This window comes from Streptomyces sp. NPDC050743 (assembly GCF_044456925.1).
Lineage (GTDB): Bacteria > Actinomycetota > Actinomycetes > Streptomycetales > Streptomycetaceae > Streptomyces.
Genome location: NZ_JBITGJ010000001.1, coordinates 287,492 through 311,962 on the forward strand (window position 1 = coordinate 287,492; position 24,471 = coordinate 311,962).

Below are 24,471 nucleotides of genomic sequence, written 5' to 3' on the forward strand. Positions count from 1 at the left end.
GCTACATCATCACACCGACCGCTGGTAGGAGCGGAAGGTGCGGATCGACAGCCACACCGCCGCGATGGCGAGCGCGAGCAGCGCGCCGCCGCGGCCGAGGACCTCACTCCAGTCGGGCTGCCCGGACATCGCCGAACGGCCCGCCACCATCGCCCAGTCGAGCGGGTTGAAGTCGGCGATGTGCCGCATCCAGCCGGGCATCTGCGAGGGTGCCATGAAGGCGCTGGAGAGGAAGGTCAGCGGCAGCAGCAGGAAGGTGTTGATGCCGATGATCGATTCCCGTTCGCGCACGAGCATGCCGAGCGCGTTGGACAGGGCCCCGAAGACGGTGCCGAGCAGGACGGCCGACAGCACGAGGATCGCGATACCGCCGGCGCCGCCGGGGTAGTCCGCGCCGCCGAGCAGGCCGAGCAGCACGATGACCACCGACTGAAACGCCGTGACCAGGCCGTTGTTGACGACGTTGCCGTTCATCAGCGCGGCCCGGCTGACCGGGGTGGTCAGGAACCGGTCGAGGGTGCCGCGCTGGATCTCCTCCAACGTGCCCATCCCCGCCCACATGTTGGAGCTGAGGGCGCTCATCACCACCACGCCCGGCACCAGGTAGTCCAGGTAGGAGGTGGTGCCGAAGCCGCCCAGTTCGACGACCTTCTTGAACAGGCTGCCGAACAGGAACAGCCAGATCACCGGCTGGATCAGGGTGATGACGGCGTAGGCGGGCTGCCGGGCGAACACCCGCAGTTGACGCTGCATCATGTACCACGTCTGGGTCAGGGCGGCGCTCATCGGACACCTCCGGCGAGCACGGCCGCGGTCCCGGCCTCCGCCTCGGCGTAGCGGCGGCCCGCGTGGCGCAGATAGACGTCGTCCAGCGAGGGACGGGCGACGGTGGCCGAGGAGACGGTGACCCCGGCCCGGTCCAGCGCGGCGAGCAGGGCGGGCACCGTGGCCGCTCCGTCGTCGGCGCGGACGCTGATCCGGCGCCCCTCGCACAGTGCCTCGTGCACCCCGGGCAGCGCGGTCAGGGCGCCGGTGAGCAGCGTGCGGCCGGCCTCTCCGACCGGTTCGCCGAGCTCCAGGTGGACGGCGTCGCCGCGCAGTTCGCCCTTGAGGGCGTCCGGGGTGCCCTCGACCACGATCCGGCCGCGGTCGACGATCGCGACGCGCTCGGCGAGCCGGTCGGCCTCCTCCAGATAGTGCGTGGTGAGCAGGATGGTCAGCCCCTCCTCGCCGGCCAGCCGGCCGATCTCCTCCCACATCGCGGTGCGCGCCTCCGGGTCGAGGCCGGTGGTCGGCTCGTCCAGGAAGAGCACCTCGGGCCGGTGCACCAGCCCGAGGGCGACGTCCAGGCGGCGCCGCATGCCGCCCGAGTAGCCCTTGACCGGCCGGCGGGCGGCGTCGGCGAGGCTGAACCTCTCCAGCAGCTCGTCCACCCGGCGGTTCAGCGCCGTGCCGGCCAATCCGTAGAGGCGGCCCTGGAGTTGCAGGTTCTCCCGGCCGGTCGCGACCGGGTCGGCGCCGGACTGCTGGGCGACCACGCCGATCGCACGGCGCACCCGGTCGGGGTGGCGCAGCACGTCGTGCCCGGCGACGGCCGCGGTGCCGGAGTCGGGGCGGGCCAGGGTGGTGAGGATCTTGACGGTGGTGGACTTGCCGGCGCCGTTGGGGCCGAGGAGTCCGAAGACGGTGCCCGGTGCCACGGTGATGTCCATGCCGTTCAGGGCGGTGACGTCACCGGGATAGGTCTTGACGAGCCGGCGCGCCTCCACTGCGGGCGCACGGGTGTTCATGACGACTGCTCTCCTGCGGGTGCGAAGGACGGAAGATCCACGTGAAGAGCGCCGGGCTATCCTGGGTGTGCCGCACCTCGATCGCCCGGAGCCGCCGCACGGCGGATCCGTTTCGGGGTTGGAGACCCCGGTGGAGCTGCTGCAACAGCCCCGCCGGGGTCGTGTTCTCTCTCAGGTGGTCGCGGCGATGTCCGGTGGCAGCTCCCCGGTCTCGTGGAAGCGCCGCCAGTCGTCGACCCTGGGCAGCGTGCCCTCCTTGATCTCGGCCAGGAAGCCGCGGACCCACTCGGCCTGCGCCTCGGTCATGTGCAGCTGGTACTCGGTCTCGACGAGGAAGAGCCGCGGCAGCGTCTCGGACAGCTTCTCCAGCACTCCCCTGCCGCTCGCCACCTGTATCTCCAGGGCGGTGAGCCGCTCCTGCAGCAGCCGCACCACCTCGTCCGGGTGCAGCGTGCCCATGAGCGAGAGGGCCGTTTCGAAGATCGGGTACTCCTTCACCGGGACAGCGATGAGGTCCGACAGCCACTCGGTCAGCTCCTCGCGCCCGGCGTCGGTCAGCCCGTACACCGTGCGCTCGGGGCGGTTGCCCTGCCGCTCGACGTCGGTCACCTCGACGAAGCCGTGCTTCTCGAGGTTCTGCACGACCGTGTAGAGCGAGCCGTACTTGATCTTCGTGCTGGTGTCCTTGCCCTGGCGGCGCAGGGTCTGGGCGATCTCGTACGGGTGCATGGGTTTCTGCCAGAGGGTCGCCATCACCGCGAGCGCCAGCGGGTTGCCGAGCTTGCGACGCTTCATGGCCACGACGATCACCTCGTTTCCGAATATCCGCACACGAACATATCGCGTCCTACTCGCGATGGTCAATGCACACGATGTATCGCGTCTCGCGAGCTGATGGTGTGCCGCGGTCAGTCGCCCCGCACGCGTGCGTGGAGGTGCATGTCGTGCCAGCCGTCGCGGTGGAGGAGGGCGCTGCGCTTGGTGCCCTCGGCCGCGAAACCGGCCTTCTCGGCCACGCGGCAGGAGGCCTCGTTGGCGGTGGCGTGGGAGAGTTCGAGGCGGTGCAGACCGATCTCCTCGAACGCCCAGCGGGACAGCGTGGTGGTGGCCCGGACCGCGACGCCCCGGCCACGCGCGCGTGCCACCGTCCAGTACGCGACCTCGGCGCAGCCGTCGCCGAGCAGGATCTGGCGCAGCGCGACGCGGCCCAGCAGTTCGTCGGAGTCCGCGTCCACGACGGCCCACTGGGCCTCGCTCTCCTCCTTCCAGCAGGTCTGCCACTGCGCGATCCAGCCGGCGACCTCCTCCTCGGAATCGGCGGACCTGATGTGCCACTGGTGCATCAGCGGATCCTGGAAGGCGGCGTACACGGCGGGCGCGTCCTTCGCCTGCCAGGGGCGCAGCAGCAGGCCGTCGCCGCCGGGGAGGCCGGGCTGGGGAACACGGGCGAGGGTGCCGGCCGCGACGACCGGGCTGTTGAGATACGGCATGATCCACATCCTGCCCACCGCACGGCCGCCGGCCCACCGGTTTCCGCCTCGTACCCTTGACCCCGATGAGACGCCGTACGCCACCCCCGCCCGCCCCGCTCCCCCAGCGCGACGGGGTCGATCCCGTGCGGGTGCGGCTGCCGTACGGCGGGACGTGGGCCACCGTGCGGGAGCATCTGGTGGAGCGGCTGACGGGGGCCGCGCCCGGGATGATCGAGTCGATGTTCGGCTCCGGGCAGATCGTCGGCGCCGACGGGCGCGCGGTGGCGCCGGACGCGCCGTACGAGCCGGGGATGTTCGTGTGGTTCCACCGCGAGCTGCCCGCCGAGGTGCCGGTGCCGTTCCCGGTGGAGGTCGTCCACCGCGACGCGCACATCGTCGTCGCCGACAAGCCGCACTTCCTCGCCACGACCCCGCGCGGCAGCCATGTCGCCGAGACCGCGCTGGCCCGGCTGCGGCGCGAGCTGGGCATCCCGACGCTGACCGCCGCGCACCGCCTGGACCGGCTGACGGCGGGGCTGGTGCTGTTCACCGTGCGGCCCGAGGAACGCGGGGCGTATCAGACGCTGTTCCGGGACCGGCGGGTACGCAAGGAGTACGAGGCGATCGCGCCGTACGACCCCTCGCTGGACCTGCCCCGGACCGTGCGCAGCCGGATCGTCAAGGAGCGCGGGGTGCAGGCGGCCCGGGAGGTGGACGGCGAGCCGAACGCGGAGACGTACGTGGAGCTCACCGAGCACCGGGGCGGGCCGGCCCGGTACCGGCTGGTTCCGGCGACCGGGCAGACCCATCAGCTGCGGGTGCATCTGAACGCGCTCGGCGTGCCCATCCTCGGCGACCCGCTGTATCCGGAGGTGGCCGCTCCGGTGCCGGCCGGTGACTTCCGCCGCCCGCTGCAACTGCTCGCCCGCAGGCTGGAGTTCACCGATCCGGTGACCGGCGCGGAGCACACGTTCGTCAGCGGACGTGTGCTCCAGGCCTGGGAGTCGTACGACAGCTGGGCCGGCCGGAGCTGAGCCCGCCCGGCAGGGGGCGAGGGGGCGCTGCTTCGGGTGCGGTTACTCGCCCCGCCACCAGTTGAGCAGCCGCCGCCACATGCCCTGACGGCGCGCCGCCGGCGCCGGTGCCGGTGCCGCGGGGAAGGGCACGGCGGGGCGGGACTCGACGACCGCGGGCCGGTCCGGGCCCGGGACGCCGGACGGCCGGCTGCGCTGCGGCGGGACGGGCACGGGCCTCGGCAGGACGTTGACGTCCTGCTGCAGCTTCGGCTCGAAGCGCACCGGCAGGGACACCAGGTGCCGGGAGGCGATGGACGCACGCCAGCGCAACTCCTCCTCGGCACAGTCCAGCTGGATGTCGGACAGCCGGATCAGCAGCGCGTCGACGCCGACGTCGGCGATGGCGCGGCCGATGTCCTGGCCGGGGCACTCGTGCGGGCCGCCGCCGAAGGCGAGGTGGGAGCGGTTGCCCTGCATGCTCGCGGACAGGTCGGGGCGGATGCGCGGGTCGAGGTTGCCCGGCGCGGGCGCGAAGAGCAGGCCGTCGCCCTTGCGGATCCGCTGCCCGCCCAGCTCGGTGTCCTGCTTGGCGTAGTAGCCGAAGACGGTGCTGAACGGCGGCTCGTCCCACAGGGACTGCTCGATCGCCTCCGGCACGGTCATCTGGCCGCCGTTGAGCTGGGCGCGGAAGCCCGGCTCGGTGAGGACCATGCGCAGCGCGTTGGCGAGGAGGTTCACGGTGGCCTCGTAGGCCGCGAAGAGGACGAGCCGCAGGTGTTCGCGGACCTCGTCGTCGCTGAGTCCGGCCGGGTGGGTGACGAGGTGGCTGGTGAAGTCCTCCGCGGGCCGGGCGCGGCGCCGCATGGTGAGCCGGCTGAGCGCGTCCATGACGTAGGCATGGCTCTGGATGGCGGTCTCGGTGCCCTTCAGGGCGTCCCGGGCGGCCTGCACCATCCGGTCGTTGTACTCCTCGGGCATGCCGAGGATCTCGCACATGACGGCCATCGGCAGATGCTCGGCGAACTGGGAGACCAGGTCGGCCCGGCCGCGTTCGCAGAAGCTGTTGACCAGGCCCTGGGTGTGGCGGCCGATGTGGCGGCGCACGGTGCGATGGTCGATGGTGCCCATGGCCGCGGTGACCGCGGCGCGCAGCCGCTGGTGCTCGTCGCCCTCGGCGTGCGAGCAGATCGGCTGCCAGGCGATGTGCGGCATCAGCGGGTGGTCGGGTTTGACCATGCCCTCGACCAGCGGGGTCCAGATCCGGCTGTCACGGGTGTACACGGAGGGGCTGCGCACCAGGTGCTGGTTCTCGGCGTGCCCGAGGACCACCCACATCGGTACGTCGTCGTGCAGCAGCACGGGCGCCACGGGGCCGTGCTCCTGCCGCAGCCGCTCGTAGAGGGCGCCGAGGTCCTCCGCGTCGGGGCCGTAGAGCCGGTGCAGTCCGCCGGGGCCCAGGCGGTGCGCGGGGCAGCCCGGCGGGGGTCCGGGGGTGGGGTCTGTGTCGGTCAGGGACGGGGATTCAGACGTCACGGTGTCGCTCCGGAACGAAAGGGTGTGGGGGTCGGTCGGCCTGGGATCAGGCGAGGGCGCGGGAGAGGGCGATCGAGTGCAGGAAGCGCATCAGGGTCATCAGCACGTCCTTGCTGGAGGCCCGGCGGCGTACGTCGCAGTCGATGATCGGGATCTCCGGGGTCAGGTCGAGCGCGGTGCGCAGTTCCTCGATCGGGTAACGGGGCGCGTCCGGGAAGGAGTTGACGGCGACGACGAAGGGCACGCCACGCTCCTCCAGCCGGCCCATGACGTCGAAACTGACCTCCAGACGCCGGGTGTCGACGAGGACGACCGCGCCGAGCGCGCCCTCGAACAGCCCGTTCCACAGGAACCAGAAGCGCTCCTGGCCGGGGGTGCCGAAGAGGTAGAGCACCAGCTTGTCGGTGATGCTGATGCGGCCGAAGTCCATGGCCACGGTGGTGGCCGTCTTGGACTCGGAACCGTAGTTGTCGTCCACGCCGATGCCGGCCTGGGTCATGGTCTCCTCGGTGGTCAGCGGTCTGATGTCGCTGACGGAACCGACCATGGTCGTCTTGCCGACACCGAAGCCACCCACGATCACGATCTTCACCGCGGTCTCGGCCGTGTGCGGCAGATGGTCCTCGGTGCGTGGTCCGGGGATGGTGTCAGAGCCGTTGAAGTCCATGCATCACCGCTTCGAGGAGTGAACGGTCGGGGAGCGCCCGGCGGACGACCGGGGCGCGCACCTGCACCAGTTCGGCCGTGATCAGCTCGGTGAGCAGGACGGTCATCGCGCTGAACGGCAGGTTCAGATAGGCCGAGAGTTCGGCCACGGACAGGGGGTTGGCGCAGAGCCGCAGGACCGCGGCCTGCTCCGGTGAGGCGGCCATCTGGGGCGCGTCGCGCGCCACGATCAACGTCACGAGGTCGAGGTCGGCGCGTGCGCCGTCCTCGGATCCGGCGACGGTGTACAGCCGTTCGGGGTTCTTGGGTTCGGCCTCGCCGTCCGCCGGCTTGGGCGCCGGGGGCTGCGGCTGTGGAGGCGGCGGGGGCTTCGGCTCGCGCCGTTTGCGTCGCGGAGGAGTCATACGCTCTGCCCGTTCCGCCGGGGCGGACTGGTGAGGTGGGCGCCGATCCGGACGACGAGGTCGCGCATCATGCCGCTCATCCGGCCCGGCTCGCAGGTCACGTCGGCGAGGACGGCGAGGTAGGCGTTGTCGCCGGCGTTCATGAGGTAGAAGTAGCCGCCGTCGATCTCGAAGACGACGACCTGCATGTCGCCGGCGCCGGGGAGCTCCTTGATGATGGCGCCGGCCAGGCTCTGCACGCCCGCGCAGGCGGCGGCCACCCGGTCGGCGGCGTCGGGATCGCCGCCGTATCGGGCGATGCGCAGTCCGTCCGAGGAGAGGACCACGATCATCTCGATGCCCGGCACGCCGTCGTTGAGCTGCTTGAGCATCCAGTCGATGTTGCCTCGCTGCTGGATCACTTGAGGTCCCCCTCGTCGTCGGCCTCGGTGGTGCCCTCGACGGGCTCGTCCGCATAGTCGTTGAGCAGGTGCACGTACTTTTCCGGGTGCCTGGTGAAGTCGGTCAGTTCGGGCCCGGTGGCGCCCTCGGGCATGCCCTTGCGCAGGCCGTTCCAGAAGTCCTCGATCCCCTGACCGAGCGGCCGCTCCATGAGCTTCTTGCGCTCGGGGTCCATCTCGGGCTCCCGTTCGGGCTTGGGCTGCGACCAGATGCTGGGCCTGCCCTCGCGCTCGGCCTGCTCGACCTCGGCCTGCTCGGCGAATCGCTGGCTGATCGGGGTCTTCATCCGGCTGCGGCGCTGCGGCAGGCCGCCCGCCGTCCACTCGGTGACCACCGGGGCGTCGTCCTCCATGGAGATCCCGGCCGGGATCTTGGGGCTGGTGGGACGGCGCCGCTTCGGCGGGCGCTTGGGGCCCTCGACCGCGCCGAGCGCGGGGATGGGCGTGCCGGTGGCACCGATGCCGTGGGCGGCACCGACACCGGGCTCGGTGGTGGTCATCACGCGCGGTACGACGAGGATCGCGCGGCAGCCGCCGTAGGCGGAGGCCCGCAGCGAGACCTCCATGTCGAACATCTTGCACAGGCGGCCGACGACGGCGAGGCCGAGGCGCGGGTTCTCGCCGAGGTTGTGGGCGTCGTCGAGGTTCTTGGCGTCCTCGATCATCTTCTCGATGCGGGCGCGGGACTCCTCGCTGAGGCTGACGCCGGCGTCCTCGATCTCGATGGCGATGCCGGTCTGCACCTCGGTGGCGGTGACGTGCACCTTGGCCGTGGGCGGCGAGTAGCGGGTGGCGTTGTCGAAGAGCTCGGCGGCGGCGTGGATGACCGGCTCGACGGAGGTGCCCTTGATGTTGATGTTGACGATGGAGTTCAGCTGGATGCGGCGGTACTCCAGGATGCGCGACATGGCGCCGCGCAGCGTGCTGTAGAGGGAGACCGGCAGCGGCCACTGGCGGCCGGGACGGCCGCCGCCGAGGACGGAGATGGTGTCGGCGAGCCGGCCGATCAGCGAGGTGCCGTGGTCGATGCGCAGCAGGTCGTCGAAGACCTCGGGGTTGCGGCCGTGGTCCTCCTCCATCTCCCGCAGTTCGTTGGACTGCTGGTGGACGATGGCCTGGACGCGGCGGGCGATGCTCACGAAGGACTGCTCGGTGGCGTCGCGCATGTTGATCTCGCGCTCGGCTCCGCGCATCGCGGCGCGGAACAACTCGCGGTAGGAGTCGGGCAGGCCGCGCAGTTCGGGGTCGACGTCGTAGCCGTTGACCATCACGTCCCGCAGCGGTTCTCCGGCCCGCAGCCGCAGATGGCCGTGGGGGATGACGTCGGACGCGAAGCGCCCGATCAGATCGTCGTGGGCGGCGAGCCGGTGCTCCAGGGACGCGGTGTGACGGGCGTGCTCGGCCTGTTCCTCACGGAGCCTGCGGCCGCGGCGGGCGGCCTCCGCGCCGGTGACCAGGATCAGCAGCAGGGCCACGGCCCCGACCACGCCGACGGCGATCCGGGCCGACGCCGGACCCAGGGCGACGGCCGCACCGGTCGCGGCGACCATCAATATGGCCGGCGGCAACAGCACGCGTGCGTAGGGACGTTCACGGCCACCGGGAGGCTTCTGAACACTCACCATGGATGCCTTCTGGGACGAATCGGCTGGGTGTCGGGGGAGCTTGTGCGGGGAAGGTTCATGGAACTGTCGTGATTTGTCTCATGTTTGGGAACAGACGCACGAATTCACCTCAACTCGGTGCGCCGCGGGCGAGCTTAGTCCGACCGGATCATCGCCGTGTCATATTCGGCAAGCACCTGAAATCGCCCGTGTGACAGGAGTACGCTCGGCTCCATTTGCACGCCGGGCATTCGTTCGAACACGGTGGGTGATGGCGTACAGGCGTACGAAAGCCGCTCACCGTGATGGGTGAACGGCTCGTACGCCCCCTGACCTCCGGGCCACCGTCAGGGACGGATCACCCCGACGGTGGTAGCGGCGGTCACCCCACCGAGGAGTAGGCGACAACTCCCCGCAGCAACTGGTCGACGGCCTTGCGCGCCGCCTTCGCCACGGTCGACCCCTCCACGGGGGCCGCGGCCGAGATCTGGCCCAGTACGTCGATGACCTGCTTGCACCACCGCACGAAGTCGCCCGCGGGCATGTCCGCCTCGCGCAGCACCTCGTCCAGTCCCTTGCCCGAGGCCCACATGTACGCGGCCCAGGCGAAGCCGAGGTCCGGCTCGCGCTGCCCGACGCCCTCGGTCTGGTTGATCCGGAACTCCTCCTCCAGACCGTCCAGCCGGCCCCAGATCCGGACCATCTCGCTAAGCGCGGCCTTCGCCTTGCCGGAGGGCAGCTTGGGCGCCATCGCGTCGTCGCCGACCCGCGCCTCGTACACCAACGCCGAGACACAGGCGGCGAGTTCGGCCGGGCTGAGCCCCTCCCAGACGCGCTCGCGCAGGCATTCGCTGGCCAGCAGGTCGAGTTCGCCGTACAGCCGGGCCAGGCGCTTGCCGTGCTCGGTGACGTCGTTGCCGCGCAGGTAGTCCAGCTCGGTCAGCAGGGCCACGATCCGGTCGAAGGTCCGTGCGATGGTGTTCGTACGGCCCTCGATGCGGCGCTCCAGCTGGGAGGTGTCGCGCAGCAGCCGGTGGTAGCGCTCGGCCCAACGGGCGTGGTCCTCACGGTCGTTGCAGCCATGGCAGGGATGGGCGCGGATCGCGGTCCGCAGCCGGGCGATCTCGCGGTCGTCGGCGGCCTGCGAGCGCTTCTTGCGGGCCCGCTCCGGCGGGATGTGCCCGGCCTTGGTGCGCAGCGCGGAGGCGAGGTCCCTGCGGGACTGCGGCGAGCGCGGGTTGAAGGACTTCGGGATGCGCATCCGGTCCAGCGGCTCGACCGGCACCGGGAAGTCCATCGACGCCAGCCGCTTGACCTGCCGTTCGGCGGTCAGCACCAGCGGGCGCGGACCGTCGAGGTGGTCCAGGCCGCGGTGGCCGTTGGAGCGGCCGGCGGGCAGACCGGGGTCCAGCACCAGGGCCAGACCGGCGTACTTGCCCGTGGGGACGTGGATGACGTCGCCGGGCCGCAGCCTCTCCAGGGCGCTGGCGGCCTCGGCGCGCCGCTGGTTGGCGCCCTGCCGGGCCAGCTCGGTCTCCCGGTCCTTCAGCTCGCGGCGCAGGCGCGCGTACTCCTCGAAGTCGCCGAGGTGGCAGGTCATGGAGGCCTTGTAGCCGGCCAGGCCCTCCTCGTTGCGCTGCACCTGCCGGGAGATCCCGACGACCGACTTGTCGGCCTGGAACTGCGCGAAGGAGGTCTCCAGCAGCTCGCGCGAGCGGTGCCGGCCGAACTGCTCGACCAGGTTGACCGCCATGTTGTACGACGGCTTGAAGCTGGAGCGCAGCGGGTAGGTGCGGGTGCCGGCGAGGCCGGCGAGGTGCTCGGGGCTCATACCGCGCTGCCACAGCACGACCGCGTGGCCCTCGATGTCGATGCCCCGGCGGCCGGCGCGGCCGGTCAGCTGGGTGTACTCGCCCGGCGTGATGTCGGCGTGCTGCTCGCCGTTCCACTTGACGAGCTTCTCCAGCACCACCGAGCGGGCGGGCATGTTGATGCCGAGCGCGAGGGTCTCGGTGGCGAACACCGCCTTGACCAGGCCGCGTACGAACAGCTCCTCGACGACTTCCTTGAACGTCGGCAGCATGCCCGCGTGGTGGGCGGCGATGCCGCGCTCCAGGCCCTCCAGCCACTCGTAGTAGCCGAGGACGTGCAGGTCCTCCGGCGCGATGTGCGCGGTGCGCTCCTCGACCAGGGCGCGGACCTGTTCCCGCGCCTCCTCGTCGTTCAGCCTCAGGCCCGCGTACAGGCACTGCTGGACGGCGGCCTCGCAGGCGGCGCGGCTGAAGATGAAGGTGATGGCCGGGAGCAGCCCCTCGGAGTCGAGGCGCTCGATGACCTCGGGCCGGCCCGGTGTCCACACGCGCGAGCGCTGTCTGCGCTCGCGCTCGCGGTCGGCCTCGCGTATCGCGCGGCCGCGTCTGCGGTCCTGGTACGACGGCCGGGTCGCCTCCATGCGGGCGAGGCGGACGAGGTCGGGGTTGACGGCCTTCTTGTGGCCCTCGCCCTCCTCGAACAGGTCGTACATCCTCCGCCCGGCGAGGACGTGCTGGAACAGCGGCACGGGCCGGTGCTCGGCGACGATCACCTCGGTGTCGCCGCGGACGGTGTCCAGCCAGTCACCGAACTCCTCGGCGTTGGACACGGTCGCGGACAGTGACACCAGGGTCACCGACTCGGGGAGGTGGATGATCACCTCTTCCCAGACGGCGCCGCGGAAGCGGTCGGAGAGGTAGTGCACCTCGTCCATGACCACATAGCCGAGGCCGAGGAGGGTCTGGGAGCCGGCGTAGAGCATGTTCCGCAGGACCTCGGTGGTCATCACGACCACCGGGGCGTCGGAGTTCACGCTGTTGTCGCCGGTGAGCAGGCCGACCTTGCCGGTGCCGTAGCGACGGCACAGGTCGGCGTACTTCTGGTTCGACAGCGCCTTGATGGGTGTCGTGTAGAAGCACTTCTTGCCCTGCTGCAGGGCGAGGTGGACGGCGAACTCGCCCACGATCGTCTTGCCCGAGCCGGTGGGGGCGGCCACCAGTACGCCCTTTCCCTCCTCGAGTGCCTGGCAGGCCTCGATCTGGAAGGGGTCGAGGCCGAAGTCGTACATCTCGCGGAAGGACGCGAGCGCGGTGGCCTGCTCGGCTGCCCGCCTGCGGGCTGCCGCGTACCGCTCGGCCGGAGAGAGGTCCTCTGTCATCGTGCTTTCGAGCGTACCGGGCCCCACTGACAACAGGACGATCATTATCCGGAAGTGGGCTGATCGACAAAGCCGGACGCCCCCGTCCATCAGGGCGGGGGCATCCGGCGTGCTGCGGTGAGGGGCCAGCTCAGGTCACGTCGTCGTAGCCGTTGACCCGGTCCGTGCCCGCCTGCTCGGGCAGGGCCCGGCTGGCCGCGACGGGCTCGATCTCGCCGATGTCCTCGGGGGTGAGGTCCAGCTCGGAGGCCTCGTCGTCGGCGGGACCCGCGGCCTCGCGGCGGCGCTTGCGCTTGTCGTTCGCCAGGGAGAACAGCACCGCGCCGAAGTACAGCACCCAGATCGGTCCGGCGAGGGCCAGCATGGAGAGCGGGTCGGTGCTGGGCGTGGCCACGGCCGCGAAGACCGTGATGCCCAGGATCATCGCGCGCCACCAGCCGAGCATGCGCTTGCCGCTCAGCACCCCGGTGAGATTGAGCATGATCAGCAGCAGCGGCAGCTCGAAGGAGAGACCGAAGACGATCACCATGCGCGTGACCAGCTGGAGCAGGTCGTCCAGCGGCAGCAGGTTCTTGATGTTGCCGTTCGGCGTGAAGTCGATCAGCACCTTCGCGGTGGTGGGCAGCACCTTGTACGCGAAGAACGCGCCGGCGAAGAACAGCGGGGCACCGGTGAAGACGAAGGCGTAGGCGTACTTCTTCTCGTGCCGGTGCAGGCCAGGCGCGACGAACGCCCACAGCTGGTAGAGCCAGATCGGCGACGCGGCGACGACGCCCGCCATCAGCGAGACCTGGAGGGCCAGCGTGAACGGGGCGAGCAGCCCGTTGATGGTGATCTCCGCACACTGGTGGCTGTTCTTGGCCTTCGCCAGCTGTTCGAAGGTCTCTGCGCAACCGACCGAGTCGAGGATCGGCTTGGTCAGGAAGTTGATGATGTCGTTGTAGAAGAAGGCGGCGACGATCGTGACGATGACGATGGCCAGCAGCGCCTTCGCGAGCCGGTTGCGGAGCTCACGAAGATGATCCGCAAGGGGCATGCGCCCCTCGGGATCCTTCTCCTTCTTGCGGGCGGACTTGAGCAACCCACGTCCTCATCTCGTGCGGGAGGCCGGGGATTTCCGGCCCTGCGTCAGCGCTGGGTGGTGTCCGTCGGCTCGTTGACCGGCCGCGAGCTGGACACGTCACCGGGGGCCGCCTGGATGGTGCGCTGCGCCGAAGGCTGCTCGTTGGAGGCGGGCGCCTGGGCGGAGGCGGTGGACTCCTCCTTCATCGCCTTGGCCTCGCTCTTGAGGATGCGCGCGGACTTGCCGAGCGAGCGAGCCATGTCCGGAAGCTTCTTCGCGCCGAACAGCAGGACGATGACGACGAGGATGAGAATGATCTCGGGGGCTCCGAGCCTTCCGAACATAAGTCTTTACCTTCTCACCGAGGCGGCTGGGGTGGGTGCTGTCCGACCGGTCGGACATGTGTCCGATGGTCGTGCTGACAGCGATCGTAACGCTCAGGGGTAAACGTGAGGCAATCCCCGTGCGTACGCCCGGTCCACGACGCGGGCCTCGTTCTCCGCACCGCGACAAGCAGCGTACCTGTCCCCATGGGCAGCATGACAGGGCGAAGTGACGCAAAGCGCTTGCCTCGCAGGACACACCGGCATCGCCGGACGCCGCTCAGACCGCGTCCACGGCCCGGGCCGCGCTGACCGCGGCCCGCTCCAGGTCCTCGGCCGCCCGGTTGATCCGGCGCGCGGAGTCCGCGACCTGCTGCCCGAGACGCCGTGCCTCCAGGAAGACCCGGACGGCGAGCACCCCCAGCACCGCGAGACCCAGAAAACCCATCGCTACCGCGAACATCGGCCAGAACATGAGGTCGAGACTAGACCGTCGTGTGCAGCCGCAGCGTGCGGACCCCGCCGCCGGTGAGCAGTTCGACGATGCGCTCCCCGGCGGGCTTGCGGACGGCCGCCCCGCACTCGGGGCAGGTGAAGGAATAGAACGTCGTCCGGCTGGTGGCCCCGATGGCCAGGCGCAGCGCGCTCGCGGCGAGCTCGAAGCGGCCCCGGCAGTCCGGGCAGCCCGCCCTGAACACCACGGGGACCACTCTCCGCATCCCGGCGAAGGCGGCCGCCACCGTCATCTCACCCGCACGCTCGCTCACAGCCCTCGCTCCTTGTCCTGGTCGTTCGCCGGCGATCGCCGTCCTCGTCCACGGCGCCGTCGTGGCCGGTCGCACCGTCGCGGCGGAGCCGCATGTCACACACGGCCCCACGCCCCTTGCGGGGCGCCCGCTCACGCCCCGGCGCTCTCCGGTTGCGCCGCGTCGTACGCGGCCAGCGCCTCGGCGGCCGCTCTGCGCGCGCTCTCGGCCAGCTCCGGTGGGGAGACGATCCGGCCGTCGGCGCCGAGCCGCAGTGCCAGCCGGCGCAGGGAGGCCGGATCGGGGGTGCGCAGAGTGATACGCAGCCCGCCGTCGGGAAGCTCATCGGCGCTGTCGTGCGGGTAGTACTCGGCCACCCAGCGGCCGCCCGGGCCGACCTCGACCACGACCTCCGGGTCCTCGGCGGCCGGCTGCACCAGGGCCTCGGAGAGGTCGCGCAGCTCTATCTCGGGCGGCGCGGACGGCTCGTCCAGGATCCGGATCTCCGCGACCCGGTCGAGCCGGAAGGTGCGCCGCGCCTCGGAGCGGCGGCACCAGGCCTCGACATAGGTGTGGCCGACGCTGACCAGGCGGATCGGGTCGATCTCGCGCTCGGTGACCTCGTCGCGGGACGGGGAGTAGTAGCGGATCCACAGCCGGCGGCGCTCGGAGATCGCCCGGTCGACATCGGCGAAGACCCCGCCCTCGGACTCGAAGGTCACCGACAGCCGTGCGCTGGCGCCGGCCGCCTCACCGGCGGCGGCCTCCACCTTCGCCGTGGCCCGCAGCAGGGCCTGACGGTCGCCCTCGCGCAGGCCCGGCAGGGTCGAGACGGCCCGGGCGGCCACCAGCAGCGCGGTGGCCTCGTCGGCGGCCAGCCTCAGCGGCTCGGCCGCCTCCTCGCCCAGCGCGGCCGGGTTGTGCCACCAGATCCGCTCGCCGTCGGTGTCGATGTCCAGCAGATCACCGCCGCGGAAGCTGGTGCCGCACATCGGCAGCAGATCGAGGTCGGCGACCAGCTCGTCCTCGGTGATGCCGAAGGCGCGCGCGACATCCGCGATCCGGGCGCCGGGGCGCTCCCTGAGGTAGGTCACCAGGGAGAGCATCCGCCGGGTCTGGTCGATGGCGTTCACGGGCCTGACCGGTTTGCCTGCCACAGTCCTGCTCCCCCCTCAGCCCTTGGCCACGGCACGCAGCCGGTCCACCACGTCCGCGCGCAGCTCGGCCGGCTCCACAACCACCACGTCCGGCCCGAACTCCACCAGCCAGGCGTCCAGGCCGTGCCCGTACGGAATCTCCAACTCGTCCCAGCCGTCGCCGAGTTCCCGCACCCTGCCGGCCTTCGCCCGAAGGGGGTAACCGGCCCCGGCGCGCAGCCGGATCAGCGCCGTACCGTCGGCGATCTCCCCCGCCCAGCTCGCCACGGTCTCGCGCACGGTGACGACGTCGGGCACCGGGGCGGTGAAGCCCGTACCGCGCGAGCGGACCCGGCCGGTGATCCGGGAGAGCCGGAAGACCCGCTCGGCGCCCCGGTCCCGGTCGTAACCGGCCAGGTACCAGTGCCCGCGCCAGCACTCCAGCGCCCACGGCTCCACATGCCGGGGCTCGGGGCGGGCGGCGGAGGCCTTGCGGTAGTCGAAGACGACCGGGCGGCGGTCCCGGCAGGCCAGCATCAGCGGCTCGAAGGCGGCCTCGTGCACCGGGATGCGCGGCTCCAGGGCGCCGTGCGCCTCGTAGGGGTCGACGTCCTCGGGGAGCCCCGCGGCGCGCAGCTTCTGCAGGGCACCGCTGGCCGCGCCGGCGAGGCGGGCCTGCTGCCACACCTTCGCGGCGAGACCGAGCGCCGCGGCCTCCTCGGCGTCCAGGGTGATCGGCGGCAGCCGGTTGCTGTCGCGGCGGGCCAGGTAGCCGACCTCGCCGTCGAGGTTCTCCACGGTCGCGATGACCAGCCCCAGCTCGCGCAGATCGTCCTTGTCCCGCTCGAACATCCGGTTGAAGGAGTCGTCCGAGCCCGCCTCCAGGTAGGCCTCGATGGACTCCCGCAGCTCGCGCTTGCTGAGTGGCCGCCGTGTGCCGAGCAGACACAGCGCGAGGTTCATCAGCCGCTCGGCCTTGGCAATGGCCATCGACGCCCTTCGCCTTTCCTATGGTGCTTCCGACCGATGACCGTACCGCTCCGGGGTGCGGTGGCAAAAGCCGAGGGCCCATGCCCGAGCAGGCATGGGCCCCAGGTGATCGGAACCGGTCGGATACGGCCGGTCGACCAGGTGTGGATCAGGTGTGGATCAGAAGGGCGTCGCGCAGGCGATCAGACGCCCAGCAGGTCCACCACGAAGATCAGCGTCTCGCCCGGCTTGATCGCCGGGGTCGGGCTCTGGTTGCCGTAGGCCAGGTGGGCCGGGATGGTCAGCTGGCGACGGCCGCCGACCTTCATGCCCTGCACACCCTGGTCCCAGCCCGCGATGACCCGGCCCGCACCCAGCGGGAAGCGGAACGGAGTGCCACGGTTCCAGCTGGCGTCGAACTCCTCGCCGGTGCTGAAGGCGACACCCACGTAGTGCACGGTGACGTTCTGGCCCGCCTGCGCGACCGGCCCGTCGCCCTCCCAGATGTCCTTGATCTCGAGGTCCGCCGGGGGCTCGCCGCCCGGGAAGTCGATCTCGGGCTTCTCGATGTTCACGTCAAAAGCTCCTGCGTGTGTACGACACGAAACGCGGACAGTCTTTCATCTCCGCAGGCCCGCCGCCCGCCAGGGACACCGGCTTCCTGCGCCCGCGAGGGACGGCACCGGCTACATCGCCGCGAGGATGTCCACCGTGAACACCAGCGTCGAACCCTTCTTGATGACACCACCGCTCGGCGGAGTGTCGCCGTAACCCAGCTCCGGCGGCACCACGATCAGCACCCGGCTGCCCACCTTCTTGCCCACCAGACCCTGCGCCAGGCCCTTGACCGCCTGCTGCATCTGCTCCAGCCCGAACTGGCTCAGCCGGCCCGAGCCGTACGTCCGCTGGAAGGTCTTGCCGCCGTCCCACACCAGCCCCTGGAACTGGCACAGCACCGTCTGGTCCGCCTTCACCTCCGGGCCGTCGCCCTCCAGGACATATGTCGACACCAGCTTCTTCGGCGGGTCCGTCTTCGGGATGGTCACCTTCGGGACATTGCCGTCGGTGTTCGTGGCCACCTTGGGCAGCGCGGCGTCGCCCTGCGCGACCACCCGGCCCTTGGCCGAGCTCTTGGAGTTGAACGAATCGATCAGGTCGACGACGAACACCAGCGTGTCCGTGCCCTTGATACCCGCCTGCGCATTGCCCGACGTGCCGTAACCCCAGGTCGGCGGCACCGCCATCAGCACCCGGCTGCCCGTCTTCCTCCCCGCCAGCCCATACCGCCAGCCGTCGATGATGCTGCCCTGGGCCAACTGCATCACCAGCGGACGCTTACGGTCGTAGGAGTTGTCGAAGACCTTGCCCGTGTCCCAGATCTGACCCAGGTAGTTCGCCTGGATGAAGTCGTTCTCCGCGACCGTACGACCACTGCCCGCGATCACCGTCTTCACCGCCAGGTTCTTCGACGGCTCACCCGGCCCCTTGGCCACGGTCGGCTTCTCACCGAACTTCGTGCCCGCCGTGATCGCCGGCAACGGCCCGTCCACGATCTTCGGCGGAGGCACCGTCGACACCGACGGCGACGGCGACGGCGAGACACCGGCCTTGCTGGAGCCGGACTTGCCGTCACCGCATCCGGCGAGCGTGACCAGTCCTGCGGGAACGGCGGCGAGGAGAAGTGAACGTCGGCGCACGGAAGAGCCTCGTAATCGATCGATCTTGCGGATGGCGTGCGCGCAACTCTACGACGCGAGAAGGGCGCCGTACGGGAAACGTACGACGCCCGTGTGGCGTTCCGGCATTTCACACCCGAAACGCTTGACTCACCCGCTTTCGACTACATACCGGCGATCAGCTTCTCCACCCGGTCGTCCACCGAACGGAACGGGTCCTTGCACAACACGGTGCGCTGCGCCTGGTCGTTGAGCTTCAGATGCACCCAGTCGACCGTGAAGTCCCTGCGCTGTTCCTGTGCCCGCCGGATGAAGTCACCGCGCAGCCGCGCACGAGTCGTCTGCGGCGGAACCGACTTGCCCTCGAAGATCTTCAAGTCGTTGCAGACCCGGGCCGCCTGACCCTTCTTCTCCAGCAGGTAGTACAGGCCACGACGACGATGGATGTCGTGGTAGGCGAGGTCTATCTGAGCGACCCGCGGATGCGACATCGTCATGTTGTTCTTGGCCCGGTACCGCTCGATGAGCTTGTACTTCATCACCCAGTCGATCTCGGTGGCGATCCGGTCCAGTTCCTCGGTCTCGATCGCGTCCAGCGTACGGCCCCACAGTTCCAGGACCTGCGCGACCGTGCCGGTACGGATCCCCCGGCGGTCACAGAAGTCCACGGCCTTGTCGAAGTACTCCCGCTGCACCTCCAGCGCGGACGCCTCCCGGCCGCTGGCCAGCCGCACCTTGCGCCGGCCCGTGATGTCATGGCTGACCTCACGGATCGCCCGGATCGGGTTCTCCAGCGTCAGGTCACGCATCACCGTGCCCGCCTCGATCATGCGCAGCACCAGGTCCGTCGCGCCGACCTTCAGCAGCATCGTCGTCTCGGACATGTTCGAGTCACCGACGATGACATGCAGCCGGCGGTAACGCTCGGCGTCCGCGTGCGGCTCGTCACGGGTGTTGATGATGGGCCTCGAACGGGTCGTCGCCGAGGACACCCCCTCCCAGATGTGCTCCGCACGCTGACTCACGCAGTACACGGCACCACGCGGGGTCTGCAGCACCTTCCCCGCGCCGCACAGCAGCTGCCGGGTGACCAGGAACGGGATGAGGATGTCCGCGAGCCGGGAGAACTCCCCGTGCCGGGCCACCAGATAGTTCTCGTGGCAGCCGTAGGAGTTGCCCGCCGAGTCGGTGTTGTTCTTGAAGAGGTAGACGTCGCCCGCGATTCCCTCCTCGTGCAGGCGTCGTTCCGCGTCCACCAGGAGTCCTTCGAGAATGCGCTCGCCGGCCTTGTCGTGGGTGACCAGTTCGATCACGTTGTCACATTCGGGGGTCGCGTATTCCGGATGTGAGCCCACGTCGAGATAGAGCCGGGCGCCGTTTCGCAGAAAGACATTGCTGCTGCGGCCCCATGACACGACACGGCGGAAGAGGTACCGCGCCACCTCGTCAGGAGACAGGCGGCGCTGTCCCCTGAACGTGCACGTGACGCCGTACTCGTTCTCCAGCCCGAAAATGCGGCGGTCCATGAGTGAACATTACGCCCGATCCCCCGAGCTGAAACGGGGTTCGGCAGCACGATTTGGATCATTTTCCGATGAAGACGCAACGACCCCGCCCCGCACGGAAGCTGCGAGGACCCGCCCCATGACGAGCAGCACCAGCAACGACACCGCCCCCGCCGCCCCCGGAACGGCGAACCCCCACACCGTGCCACCGGCCTGGACCACCGGCCCCGCCACGCCCGTACCCACCGAGGCGCCCACGGTGAACGTCGTCACAAGCCAGGAGAAAGCCTCGGTTACCGTCCCGCTCGGCGCATGCCGGTCCACGATGATGAACGCACAGGCGATACACGGCGCGAGGAACACCCCCGAGAGCACCGTGAGCAGCACCATGGCCGGCGCGCCCGGCGTCAGCGTCAAAGGCAGGTAACACACCGCCAGAAGGGCCACGAGCACGCTCAGTCGCCGCTCGGGCGAACCACCCCACCGACGGGCCCCGTACACCGTGCCGCCGACCAGCGCACCCAGACCCAGCCCCGCCATCATCCAGCCGTACACCGCGTCACCGCCATGACCGTCGGCGTACGACACCGATGCGACCGTGATCGAACCCAGCGCGATCCCCACGAACAGGAACGAACCCAGCAGGACCAGCAGACCCGGCGAACGCAGCGCACCCAGCCAGTGCGCCTCACGCGGCGCCGACCGCCACGCGCGCGAGGGCGGCGACACCACCACGGAGAGCGCACCCAGCGCCCCCAGCAGGTTCAGCACCAGCAGGGCGGCACGCTCGTCCCACAGGGACACGCACAATGTCACCAGCAGCGGCCCCACCGTGAACATGATCTCCTGCGCGATCGCGTCCATGGCGTACGCCGTGTGCACCTGCTCCTCACGGCGCAGCACCGAAGGCCACAGCGCGCGCAGGCCCCCCTCCAGCGGCGGCGTGAACAGACCGGCCGCCGCCACGGCCGCGTACGCCGCCGGCAGCGGATCGGTGCCGGAGAACGCGAAGACCGCCATGGACAGGGCCGCGAGGACCGCCGCCGGCAACTGGACACGCGGCTGGCCGTGCAGATCCACCAGCCGGCCCAGCACCGGCTGGCCCACGGCGTTGGCGACGCCGTACACCGCCGCGAGCGCGCCCGCGAGGCTGTAGGTGCCGCCCTCGGCGCGGACGAACAGCACCAGGGCGATCGCGGCCGTCGCGTTCGGCAGCCGGCCCACCAGCGTCCCGGTGAGCAGCCGCAGCGCGTGCCGCGCCCGGAGTATCTCCAGATAACCCGTGGCCATGTGCGCCCTCCAGCCTCAAGTTTTACGTATAACGTCCCCGCTCATACGTACCATGTGCGCTGTTCGGAGGTCCAGACGAAAGGGCAGGCCCACGGTGGCACGCAGCAGCACGCGCCCGACCAGCCGGGACGTCGCCCAGGCAGCCGGGGTCTCCCAGGCCGCCGTCTCCCTCGTCCTGGGCGACAAATGGCGCGGCCGCGTCTCCGAAACCACCGCCGAACGAGTCCGCGACGCCGCCCGCGAACTCGGCTACCGCCCCAACCTCGCCGCCCGCAACCTCCGCCTCGGCCACACCCGCACCGTCCTGCTGGTCGTACCCGCCCTCACCACCGAATTCTTCGCTGGCGTCTACACCGGCGCCGCACGCGTGGCGGCCGACCACGGCTTCGGAGTCGTCCTCTACCCCTCCCCCGAAGGCATCGGCCCCGCCCGCGACCCCTTCGCCTCCGCACAAGCCGCCCTCGACGGCGTCATCGCCTCCTCCATGGCCGCCGACGCCCTCACCGCCATCCGCGGCGACCAGCTGCCCCTGGTCATGCTCGACAGCGACCCCGAAGGCAGCCTCGGCGCCGCCACCGTCAACCTCGACATCACCGACGGCATCCGCCAGGTCACCCAACACCTCCTGGACCTCGGCCACCGCCGCATCCTCCACCTCGCCGCCGACGTACCCTCCTGGACCTTCGAGGTACGCGCGCGCGAACTCGCGACCCGCATGGCCGCCGTGCGGGGGACACAGGTGCGCACAGCCAGGGCGCCCATCTCCATCGAAGGAGCCCTCGCCGCCACCGAGGCCGCCCTCACCACACCCGGCCCCCGGCCCACCGCAGTCGTCTGCGACGACGACAAACTCGCCGCCGGCGCCTACAAGGCCCTGCGCCGCCTCGGCCTGCGCATCCCCGACAACGTCTCCGTCACCGGCGTCGACGACCTCGGCCTCGCCACCGCCATCGACCCCGAACTGACCACCGTACGACTCGACGCCGAACGCTTCGGCGAACACGGCATGCACGCCCTCCTCGCCGTCCTGGAGGGCCGCGAGCCCGAAGGCGGGGACATCCCCGTCGAACTGGTCGTACGAGGCTCCACGGCCCCACCACGCACCGCCTAGGCCCCCAGCCGCCCCACGGAACGCCGTGTGCCCCGGCCAGAACAACGGCCGGGGCACACAGGAGCAGGCAAGGGCGACGGATCACTCCTCCTCGGAGTCCTCCTCCTCGGAACTCTCCGCCTCGGTGGCCGCACCGTCCGCCGCCAGCAGACGCGCCAGCTGACGGCCCACGATCCGCTTGAACTTGCGCTTCTGCGGACGCGTACGATCCAGCACCGCCACCTCGAGACGCTCCGCGGGAATCTCCCGCTCGCTGCCATTGGTGTCACGCGACAGAGCCTGCACCGCCAGCTTCAGTGCCTCCGCCAGCGACATCCCGTCACGGTGACGCTGATCCAGGAAACCGCTGATCTGCTCGGCGTTACCGCCCACCGCGACCGAACCGTGCTCGTCCACGATCGACCCGTCATGCGGCAGCCGATAGATCTGGTCACCCTCCGGGGTCTCCCCCACCTCCGCCACGACCAGCTCCACCTCGTACGGCTTCTCGGCAGCCGAGGAGAAGATCGTGCCGAGCGTCTGGGCATACACGTTCGCCAGACCACGAGCGGTCACATCATCACGGTCATAGGTGTAACCCCGCAGGTCGGCATAACGGACACCACCGATGCGCAGGTTCTCGTACTCGTTGTACTTACCGGCGGCCGCGAAACCGATCCGGTCATAGATCTCGCTGAACTTGTGCAGCGCACGGGACGGGTTCTCACCGACGAACACAATGCCGTCGGCATACTGCAGCACGACCAGGCTACGGCCACGGGCGATGCCCTTCCGGGCGTACTCCGCCCGGTCGGCCATGGCCTGCTGGGGTGAGACATAGAACGGCGTCGACACCGGTTATCCGTCCCTTTCTGTCATGGTCACTGGATCACCTTGATAAGAACCGGGGCCCGCACTCAGAGCAGAGCGGCCTTCGGGCCGTCCGGCTCCTCCAGGCGCTTCTGCAGCACCGCACGAGCGATCTCGGACGACTCATCCTCCGTCAGCCGGCGGAAACCGTCCTCGGTGATCACGGTGACGATCGGGTAGATCCGGCGGGCGACATCGGGACCACCGGTCGCCGAGTCGTCGTCAGCCGCGTCATAGAGAGCCTGCACCACCAACGTGGTCGCCTGCTCCTCGGTCAGGTCGTCACGGAACAACTTCTTCATCGCACCACGAGCGAAGATCGAGCCGGAACCCGTCGCCGCGAAGTTGTGCTCCTCGCTGCGGCCACCCGTGACGTCGTAGGAGAAGATCCGCCCCTTCTCACGGTCCAGGTCATACCCGGCGAACAGCGGCACGACGGCCAGCCCCTGCATCGCCATGCCCAGGTTCGACCGGATCATCGTCGACAACCGGTTCGCCTTGCCCTCCAGCGACAGCTGCGCACCCTCGACCTTCTCGAAGTGCTCCAGCTCCAGCTGGAAGAGCTTGACCATCTCCACGGCGAGACCGGCGGTGCCAGCGATACCGACGGCCGAGTACTCGTCCGCCGGGAACACCTTCTCGATGTCCCGCTGAGCGATGATATTGCCCATGGTGGCGCGACGGTCACCCGCGAGCACCACGCCCCCCGGAAACGTCACGGCGACGATGGTCGTGCCGTGCGGCGCCTCGACCACACCCTGCGTGGGCGGCAGCTGCCGGTTGCCGGGCAGCATCTCGGGCTGGTGCTCGGACAGGAAGTCCATGAAGGAGGACGACCCAGGCGTCAGGAAGGCAGCTGGTAGACGCCCGGTGCCACGAGAGTTGGCTTCCACAAGTTTCCTTCCAGATAGGCGGCGGCTCGGCGAGCAGCGCCTGGGTCGTCGCGCAACTTGCCGATGGCCGAATTGCAGTTGAAGCACAGTACGCCACGGACCCTACCCGTCTTGTGGCAGTGATCCACATGTGCGGGCGGGGCAGTCAGGCAGATCGCACAGAGGCGGTACTGGGAGGCGACCATCGCGTCACGCTCGGCTTCGGTGAGGCCGTATTGGCGTCCCAGGTGGTGCCTGGGGTCGTCAACGGCACGGCATGCCTTGCACCGCGAGGCTTTCCCTCGATGCCAGGCAGAGCGCGGCTTGACCTCTCCACAGCCCTGACAGTGCTTGTAGCCGTCTGGGACAGATCCGCGCGGTGGAACCGTCCTGCCCATGGCCTGCTGGCGCTTCCGGTCGGCCTCAGCCGCACACTCGCGGCAACGGTGCTGCAAGCCGTCAAGATTGCTTCGCTTGGCCGCGAAGGCTGCGCGCGGCTTGACCTCCCCGCAGCGCGCGCAGCGCTTCACTTCCGGTTCCCCCAACACTTCCGATCTCCGTTCGCCTTCGATTCGAAGGGAAAAGGGCCCTACTGCCCACCCTTCTGAACGAAGGAGCGCACGAAGTCCTCTGCGTTCTCCTCGAGCACATCATCGATTTCGTCCAGGACGGAGTCCACGTCGTCGCTCAGCTTCTCGTGCCGCTCCTTGAGGTCCTCCGAAGCCTGCGCGTCCTGCGCCTGCTCCTCGACCTCTTCGGTCGCGCGCGTAGCCTTCTGCTGGCCGCCGCCGGTGTCCTTGGTTGCCATAACCCTCA

26 protein-coding genes are annotated in these 24,471 nt (G+C 70.0%); 2 read left to right on the forward strand and 24 right to left on the reverse strand.

The genetic code is table 11. From position 1 onward, the window contains the following. Positions 1–9 precede the first annotated feature (9 nt). The 4 genes from ACIBJF_RS01370 to ACIBJF_RS01385 form a co-directional block, all read right to left on the reverse strand. Positions 10–786 carry an ABC transporter permease gene (locus ACIBJF_RS01370; protein ID WP_399171588.1) on the reverse strand — a complete coding sequence of 259 codons (777 nt, stop codon included), beginning with the start codon at positions 784–786 and terminating at the stop codon, positions 10–12. After that, positions 783–1,790 (reverse strand): ATP-binding cassette domain-containing protein, encoded by a 1,008-nt coding sequence (locus tag ACIBJF_RS01375; protein WP_399171589.1) that lies wholly within the window; start codon positions 1,788–1,790, stop codon positions 783–785. The genes ACIBJF_RS01370 and ACIBJF_RS01375 overlap by 4 nt, the downstream gene beginning before the upstream one ends. A 171-nt stretch (positions 1,791–1,961) precedes the next feature. Continuing rightward, positions 1,962–2,585, reverse strand: coding sequence for a helix-turn-helix transcriptional regulator (locus ACIBJF_RS01380; protein WP_399171590.1), 624 nt, complete (start codon positions 2,583–2,585; stop codon positions 1,962–1,964). A 113-nt stretch (positions 2,586–2,698) separates the two neighbouring features. Next, positions 2,699–3,280, reverse strand: coding sequence for a GNAT family N-acetyltransferase (locus ACIBJF_RS01385; RefSeq protein WP_399171591.1), 582 nt, complete (start codon positions 3,278–3,280; stop codon positions 2,699–2,701). 65 nt (positions 3,281–3,345) lie between these two features. Between ACIBJF_RS01385 and ACIBJF_RS01390 the strand changes: the two genes are divergently transcribed. After that, entirely contained in the window at positions 3,346–4,296 is a 951-nt protein-coding gene (locus ACIBJF_RS01390; RefSeq protein WP_399171593.1) for an RluA family pseudouridine synthase, read from the forward strand. A gap of 42 nt (positions 4,297–4,338) precedes the next feature. Here ACIBJF_RS01390 and ACIBJF_RS01395 read toward each other — a convergent pair whose 3' ends face one another. From ACIBJF_RS01395 to ACIBJF_RS01470, 16 genes are all read right to left on the reverse strand, one after another. Then, positions 4,339–5,811, reverse strand: a complete 1,473-nt coding sequence (locus tag ACIBJF_RS01395) for a cytochrome P450 (RefSeq protein ID WP_399171594.1) — start codon at positions 5,809–5,811, stop codon at positions 4,339–4,341. A 46-nt stretch (positions 5,812–5,857) separates the two neighbouring features. Continuing rightward, complete coding sequence (locus ACIBJF_RS01400) at positions 5,858–6,478, reverse strand: GTP-binding protein (RefSeq protein WP_399171595.1); 621 nt, start codon at positions 6,476–6,478, stop codon at positions 5,858–5,860. After that, positions 6,459–6,881, reverse strand: a complete 423-nt coding sequence (locus tag ACIBJF_RS01405) for a DUF742 domain-containing protein (RefSeq protein WP_351804235.1) — start codon at positions 6,879–6,881, stop codon at positions 6,459–6,461. Before ACIBJF_RS01405 ends, ACIBJF_RS01400 begins: the two co-directional genes overlap by 20 nt. Next, complete coding sequence (locus ACIBJF_RS01410; RefSeq protein WP_399171596.1) at positions 6,878–7,282, reverse strand: roadblock/LC7 domain-containing protein; 405 nt, start codon at positions 7,280–7,282, stop codon at positions 6,878–6,880. The genes ACIBJF_RS01405 and ACIBJF_RS01410 overlap by 4 nt, the downstream gene beginning before the upstream one ends. After that, positions 7,279–8,946: an ATP-binding protein gene (locus tag ACIBJF_RS01415; protein WP_399171597.1), complete on the reverse strand. Its 1,668-nt coding sequence runs from the start codon at positions 8,944–8,946 to the stop codon at positions 7,279–7,281. Before ACIBJF_RS01415 ends, ACIBJF_RS01410 begins: the two co-directional genes overlap by 4 nt. Before the next feature lie 361 nt (positions 8,947–9,307). Beyond that, positions 9,308–12,160: a DEAD/DEAH box helicase gene (locus tag ACIBJF_RS01420; protein ID WP_399171598.1), complete on the reverse strand. Its 2,853-nt coding sequence runs from the start codon at positions 12,158–12,160 to the stop codon at positions 9,308–9,310. A gap of 85 nt (positions 12,161–12,245) precedes the next feature. Further along, complete coding sequence (gene tatC, locus ACIBJF_RS01425) at positions 12,246–13,196, reverse strand: twin-arginine translocase subunit TatC (RefSeq protein ID WP_351804227.1); 951 nt, start codon at positions 13,194–13,196, stop codon at positions 12,246–12,248. A 47-nt stretch (positions 13,197–13,243) separates the two neighbouring features. Continuing rightward, on the reverse strand, positions 13,244–13,522 hold the full coding sequence (gene tatA, locus ACIBJF_RS01430; RefSeq protein ID WP_399171599.1) for a Sec-independent protein translocase subunit TatA: 279 nt from the start codon (positions 13,520–13,522) through the stop codon (positions 13,244–13,246). Between the two features lie 259 nt (positions 13,523–13,781). Beyond that, the gene (locus ACIBJF_RS01435; protein WP_399171600.1) at positions 13,782–13,976 is read right to left on the reverse strand and encodes a hypothetical protein; all 195 of its coding nucleotides are present in this window, start codon (positions 13,974–13,976) and stop codon (positions 13,782–13,784) included. A gap of 10 nt (positions 13,977–13,986) precedes the next feature. Beyond that, on the reverse strand, positions 13,987–14,247 hold the full coding sequence (locus tag ACIBJF_RS01440) for a hypothetical protein (RefSeq protein ID WP_351804488.1): 261 nt from the start codon (positions 14,245–14,247) through the stop codon (positions 13,987–13,989). A gap of 152 nt (positions 14,248–14,399) precedes the next feature. Further along, positions 14,400–15,404: a helix-turn-helix transcriptional regulator gene (locus tag ACIBJF_RS01445; protein ID WP_399171601.1), complete on the reverse strand. Its 1,005-nt coding sequence runs from the start codon at positions 15,402–15,404 to the stop codon at positions 14,400–14,402. A gap of 15 nt (positions 15,405–15,419) precedes the next feature. Next, positions 15,420–16,373 carry a helix-turn-helix transcriptional regulator gene (locus ACIBJF_RS01450; RefSeq protein WP_399171602.1) on the reverse strand — a complete coding sequence of 318 codons (954 nt, stop codon included), beginning with the start codon at positions 16,371–16,373 and terminating at the stop codon, positions 15,420–15,422. A gap of 182 nt (positions 16,374–16,555) precedes the next feature. Continuing rightward, positions 16,556–16,927, reverse strand: coding sequence for an FKBP-type peptidyl-prolyl cis-trans isomerase (locus tag ACIBJF_RS01455; RefSeq protein WP_351804217.1), 372 nt, complete (start codon positions 16,925–16,927; stop codon positions 16,556–16,558). Between the two features lie 111 nt (positions 16,928–17,038). After that, positions 17,039–18,049: an FKBP-type peptidyl-prolyl cis-trans isomerase gene (locus ACIBJF_RS01460; RefSeq protein WP_399171603.1), complete on the reverse strand. Its 1,011-nt coding sequence runs from the start codon at positions 18,047–18,049 to the stop codon at positions 17,039–17,041. A gap of 143 nt (positions 18,050–18,192) precedes the next feature. Then, positions 18,193–19,554: a Pup--protein ligase gene (gene pafA, locus ACIBJF_RS01465; protein ID WP_055709514.1), complete on the reverse strand. Its 1,362-nt coding sequence runs from the start codon at positions 19,552–19,554 to the stop codon at positions 18,193–18,195. A 9-nt stretch (positions 19,555–19,563) separates the two neighbouring features. Beyond that, positions 19,564–20,823, reverse strand: a complete 1,260-nt coding sequence (locus tag ACIBJF_RS01470) for an MFS transporter (RefSeq protein WP_399171606.1) — start codon at positions 20,821–20,823, stop codon at positions 19,564–19,566. 94 nt (positions 20,824–20,917) lie between these two features. Here ACIBJF_RS01470 and ACIBJF_RS01475 point away from each other — a divergent pair, with 94 nt between their 5' ends. Next, positions 20,918–21,934 carry a LacI family DNA-binding transcriptional regulator gene (locus ACIBJF_RS01475; RefSeq protein WP_399171607.1) on the forward strand — a complete coding sequence of 339 codons (1,017 nt, stop codon included), beginning with the start codon at positions 20,918–20,920 and terminating at the stop codon, positions 21,932–21,934. 81 nt (positions 21,935–22,015) lie between these two features. On the opposite strand, the gene prcA is transcribed toward ACIBJF_RS01475, so the two are convergent. The 4 genes from prcA to ACIBJF_RS01495 all read right to left on the reverse strand — a co-directional run bounded on the left by prcA (position 22,016) and on the right by ACIBJF_RS01495 (position 24,463). Next, on the reverse strand, positions 22,016–22,768 hold the full coding sequence (prcA, locus tag ACIBJF_RS01480) for a proteasome subunit alpha (RefSeq protein ID WP_399171608.1): 753 nt from the start codon (positions 22,766–22,768) through the stop codon (positions 22,016–22,018). Positions 22,769–22,830: 62 nt separating this feature from the next. Continuing rightward, positions 22,831–23,676 (reverse strand): proteasome subunit beta, encoded by an 846-nt coding sequence (prcB, locus tag ACIBJF_RS01485; protein ID WP_399171609.1) that lies wholly within the window; start codon positions 23,674–23,676, stop codon positions 22,831–22,833. Then, the gene (locus tag ACIBJF_RS01490; protein WP_399171785.1) at positions 23,628–24,053 is read right to left on the reverse strand and encodes an endonuclease VII domain-containing protein; all 426 of its coding nucleotides are present in this window, start codon (positions 24,051–24,053) and stop codon (positions 23,628–23,630) included. The genes prcB and ACIBJF_RS01490 overlap by 49 nt, the downstream gene beginning before the upstream one ends. Positions 24,054–24,244: 191 nt before the next feature. After that, entirely contained in the window at positions 24,245–24,463 is a 219-nt protein-coding gene (locus ACIBJF_RS01495) for a ubiquitin-like protein Pup (protein ID WP_023551933.1), read from the reverse strand. Between the last annotated feature and the right edge of the window lie 8 nt (positions 24,464–24,471).

Bases quoted from the DNA above. Each gene is read 5' to 3' on its own strand.
- ACIBJF_RS01495 (WP_023551933.1), bottom strand. From the start codon at position 24,463: ATGGCAACCAAGGACACCGGCGGCGGCCAGCAGAAGGCTACGCGCGCG.
- ACIBJF_RS01385 (WP_399171591.1), bottom strand. From the start codon at position 3,280: ATGCCGTATCTCAACAGCCCGGTCGTCGCGGCCGGCACCCTCGCCCGT.
- ACIBJF_RS01470 (WP_399171606.1), bottom strand. From the start codon at position 20,823: ATGGCCACGGGTTATCTGGAGATACTCCGGGCGCGGCACGCGCTGCGG.
- ACIBJF_RS01415 (WP_399171597.1), bottom strand. From the start codon at position 8,946: ATGGTGAGTGTTCAGAAGCCTCCCGGTGGCCGTGAACGTCCCTACGCA.
- pafA (WP_055709514.1), bottom strand. From the start codon at position 19,554: ATGGACCGCCGCATTTTCGGGCTGGAGAACGAGTACGGCGTCACGTGC.
- ACIBJF_RS01400 (WP_399171595.1), bottom strand. From the start codon at position 6,478: ATGGACTTCAACGGCTCTGACACCATCCCCGGACCACGCACCGAGGAC.
- ACIBJF_RS01380 (WP_399171590.1), bottom strand. From the start codon at position 2,585: ATGAAGCGTCGCAAGCTCGGCAACCCGCTGGCGCTCGCGGTGATGGCG.
- ACIBJF_RS01370 (WP_399171588.1), bottom strand. From the start codon at position 786: ATGAGCGCCGCCCTGACCCAGACGTGGTACATGATGCAGCGTCAACTG.
- ACIBJF_RS01450 (WP_399171602.1), bottom strand. From the start codon at position 16,373: ATGGCCATTGCCAAGGCCGAGCGGCTGATGAACCTCGCGCTGTGTCTG.
- ACIBJF_RS01375 (WP_399171589.1), bottom strand. From the start codon at position 1,790: ATGAACACCCGTGCGCCCGCAGTGGAGGCGCGCCGGCTCGTCAAGACC.
- tatA (WP_399171599.1), bottom strand. From the start codon at position 13,522: ATGTTCGGAAGGCTCGGAGCCCCCGAGATCATTCTCATCCTCGTCGTC.
- ACIBJF_RS01405 (WP_351804235.1), bottom strand. From the start codon at position 6,881: ATGACTCCTCCGCGACGCAAACGGCGCGAGCCGAAGCCCCCGCCGCCT.
- ACIBJF_RS01420 (WP_399171598.1), bottom strand. From the start codon at position 12,160: ATGATCGTCCTGTTGTCAGTGGGGCCCGGTACGCTCGAAAGCACGATG.
- ACIBJF_RS01390 (WP_399171593.1), top strand. From the start codon at position 3,346: ATGAGACGCCGTACGCCACCCCCGCCCGCCCCGCTCCCCCAGCGCGAC.
- ACIBJF_RS01490 (WP_399171785.1), bottom strand. From the start codon at position 24,053: ATGGGCAGGACGGTTCCACCGCGCGGATCTGTCCCAGACGGCTACAAG.
- ACIBJF_RS01435 (WP_399171600.1), bottom strand. From the start codon at position 13,976: ATGTTCTGGCCGATGTTCGCGGTAGCGATGGGTTTTCTGGGTCTCGCG.
- ACIBJF_RS01440 (WP_351804488.1), bottom strand. From the start codon at position 14,247: ATGACGGTGGCGGCCGCCTTCGCCGGGATGCGGAGAGTGGTCCCCGTG.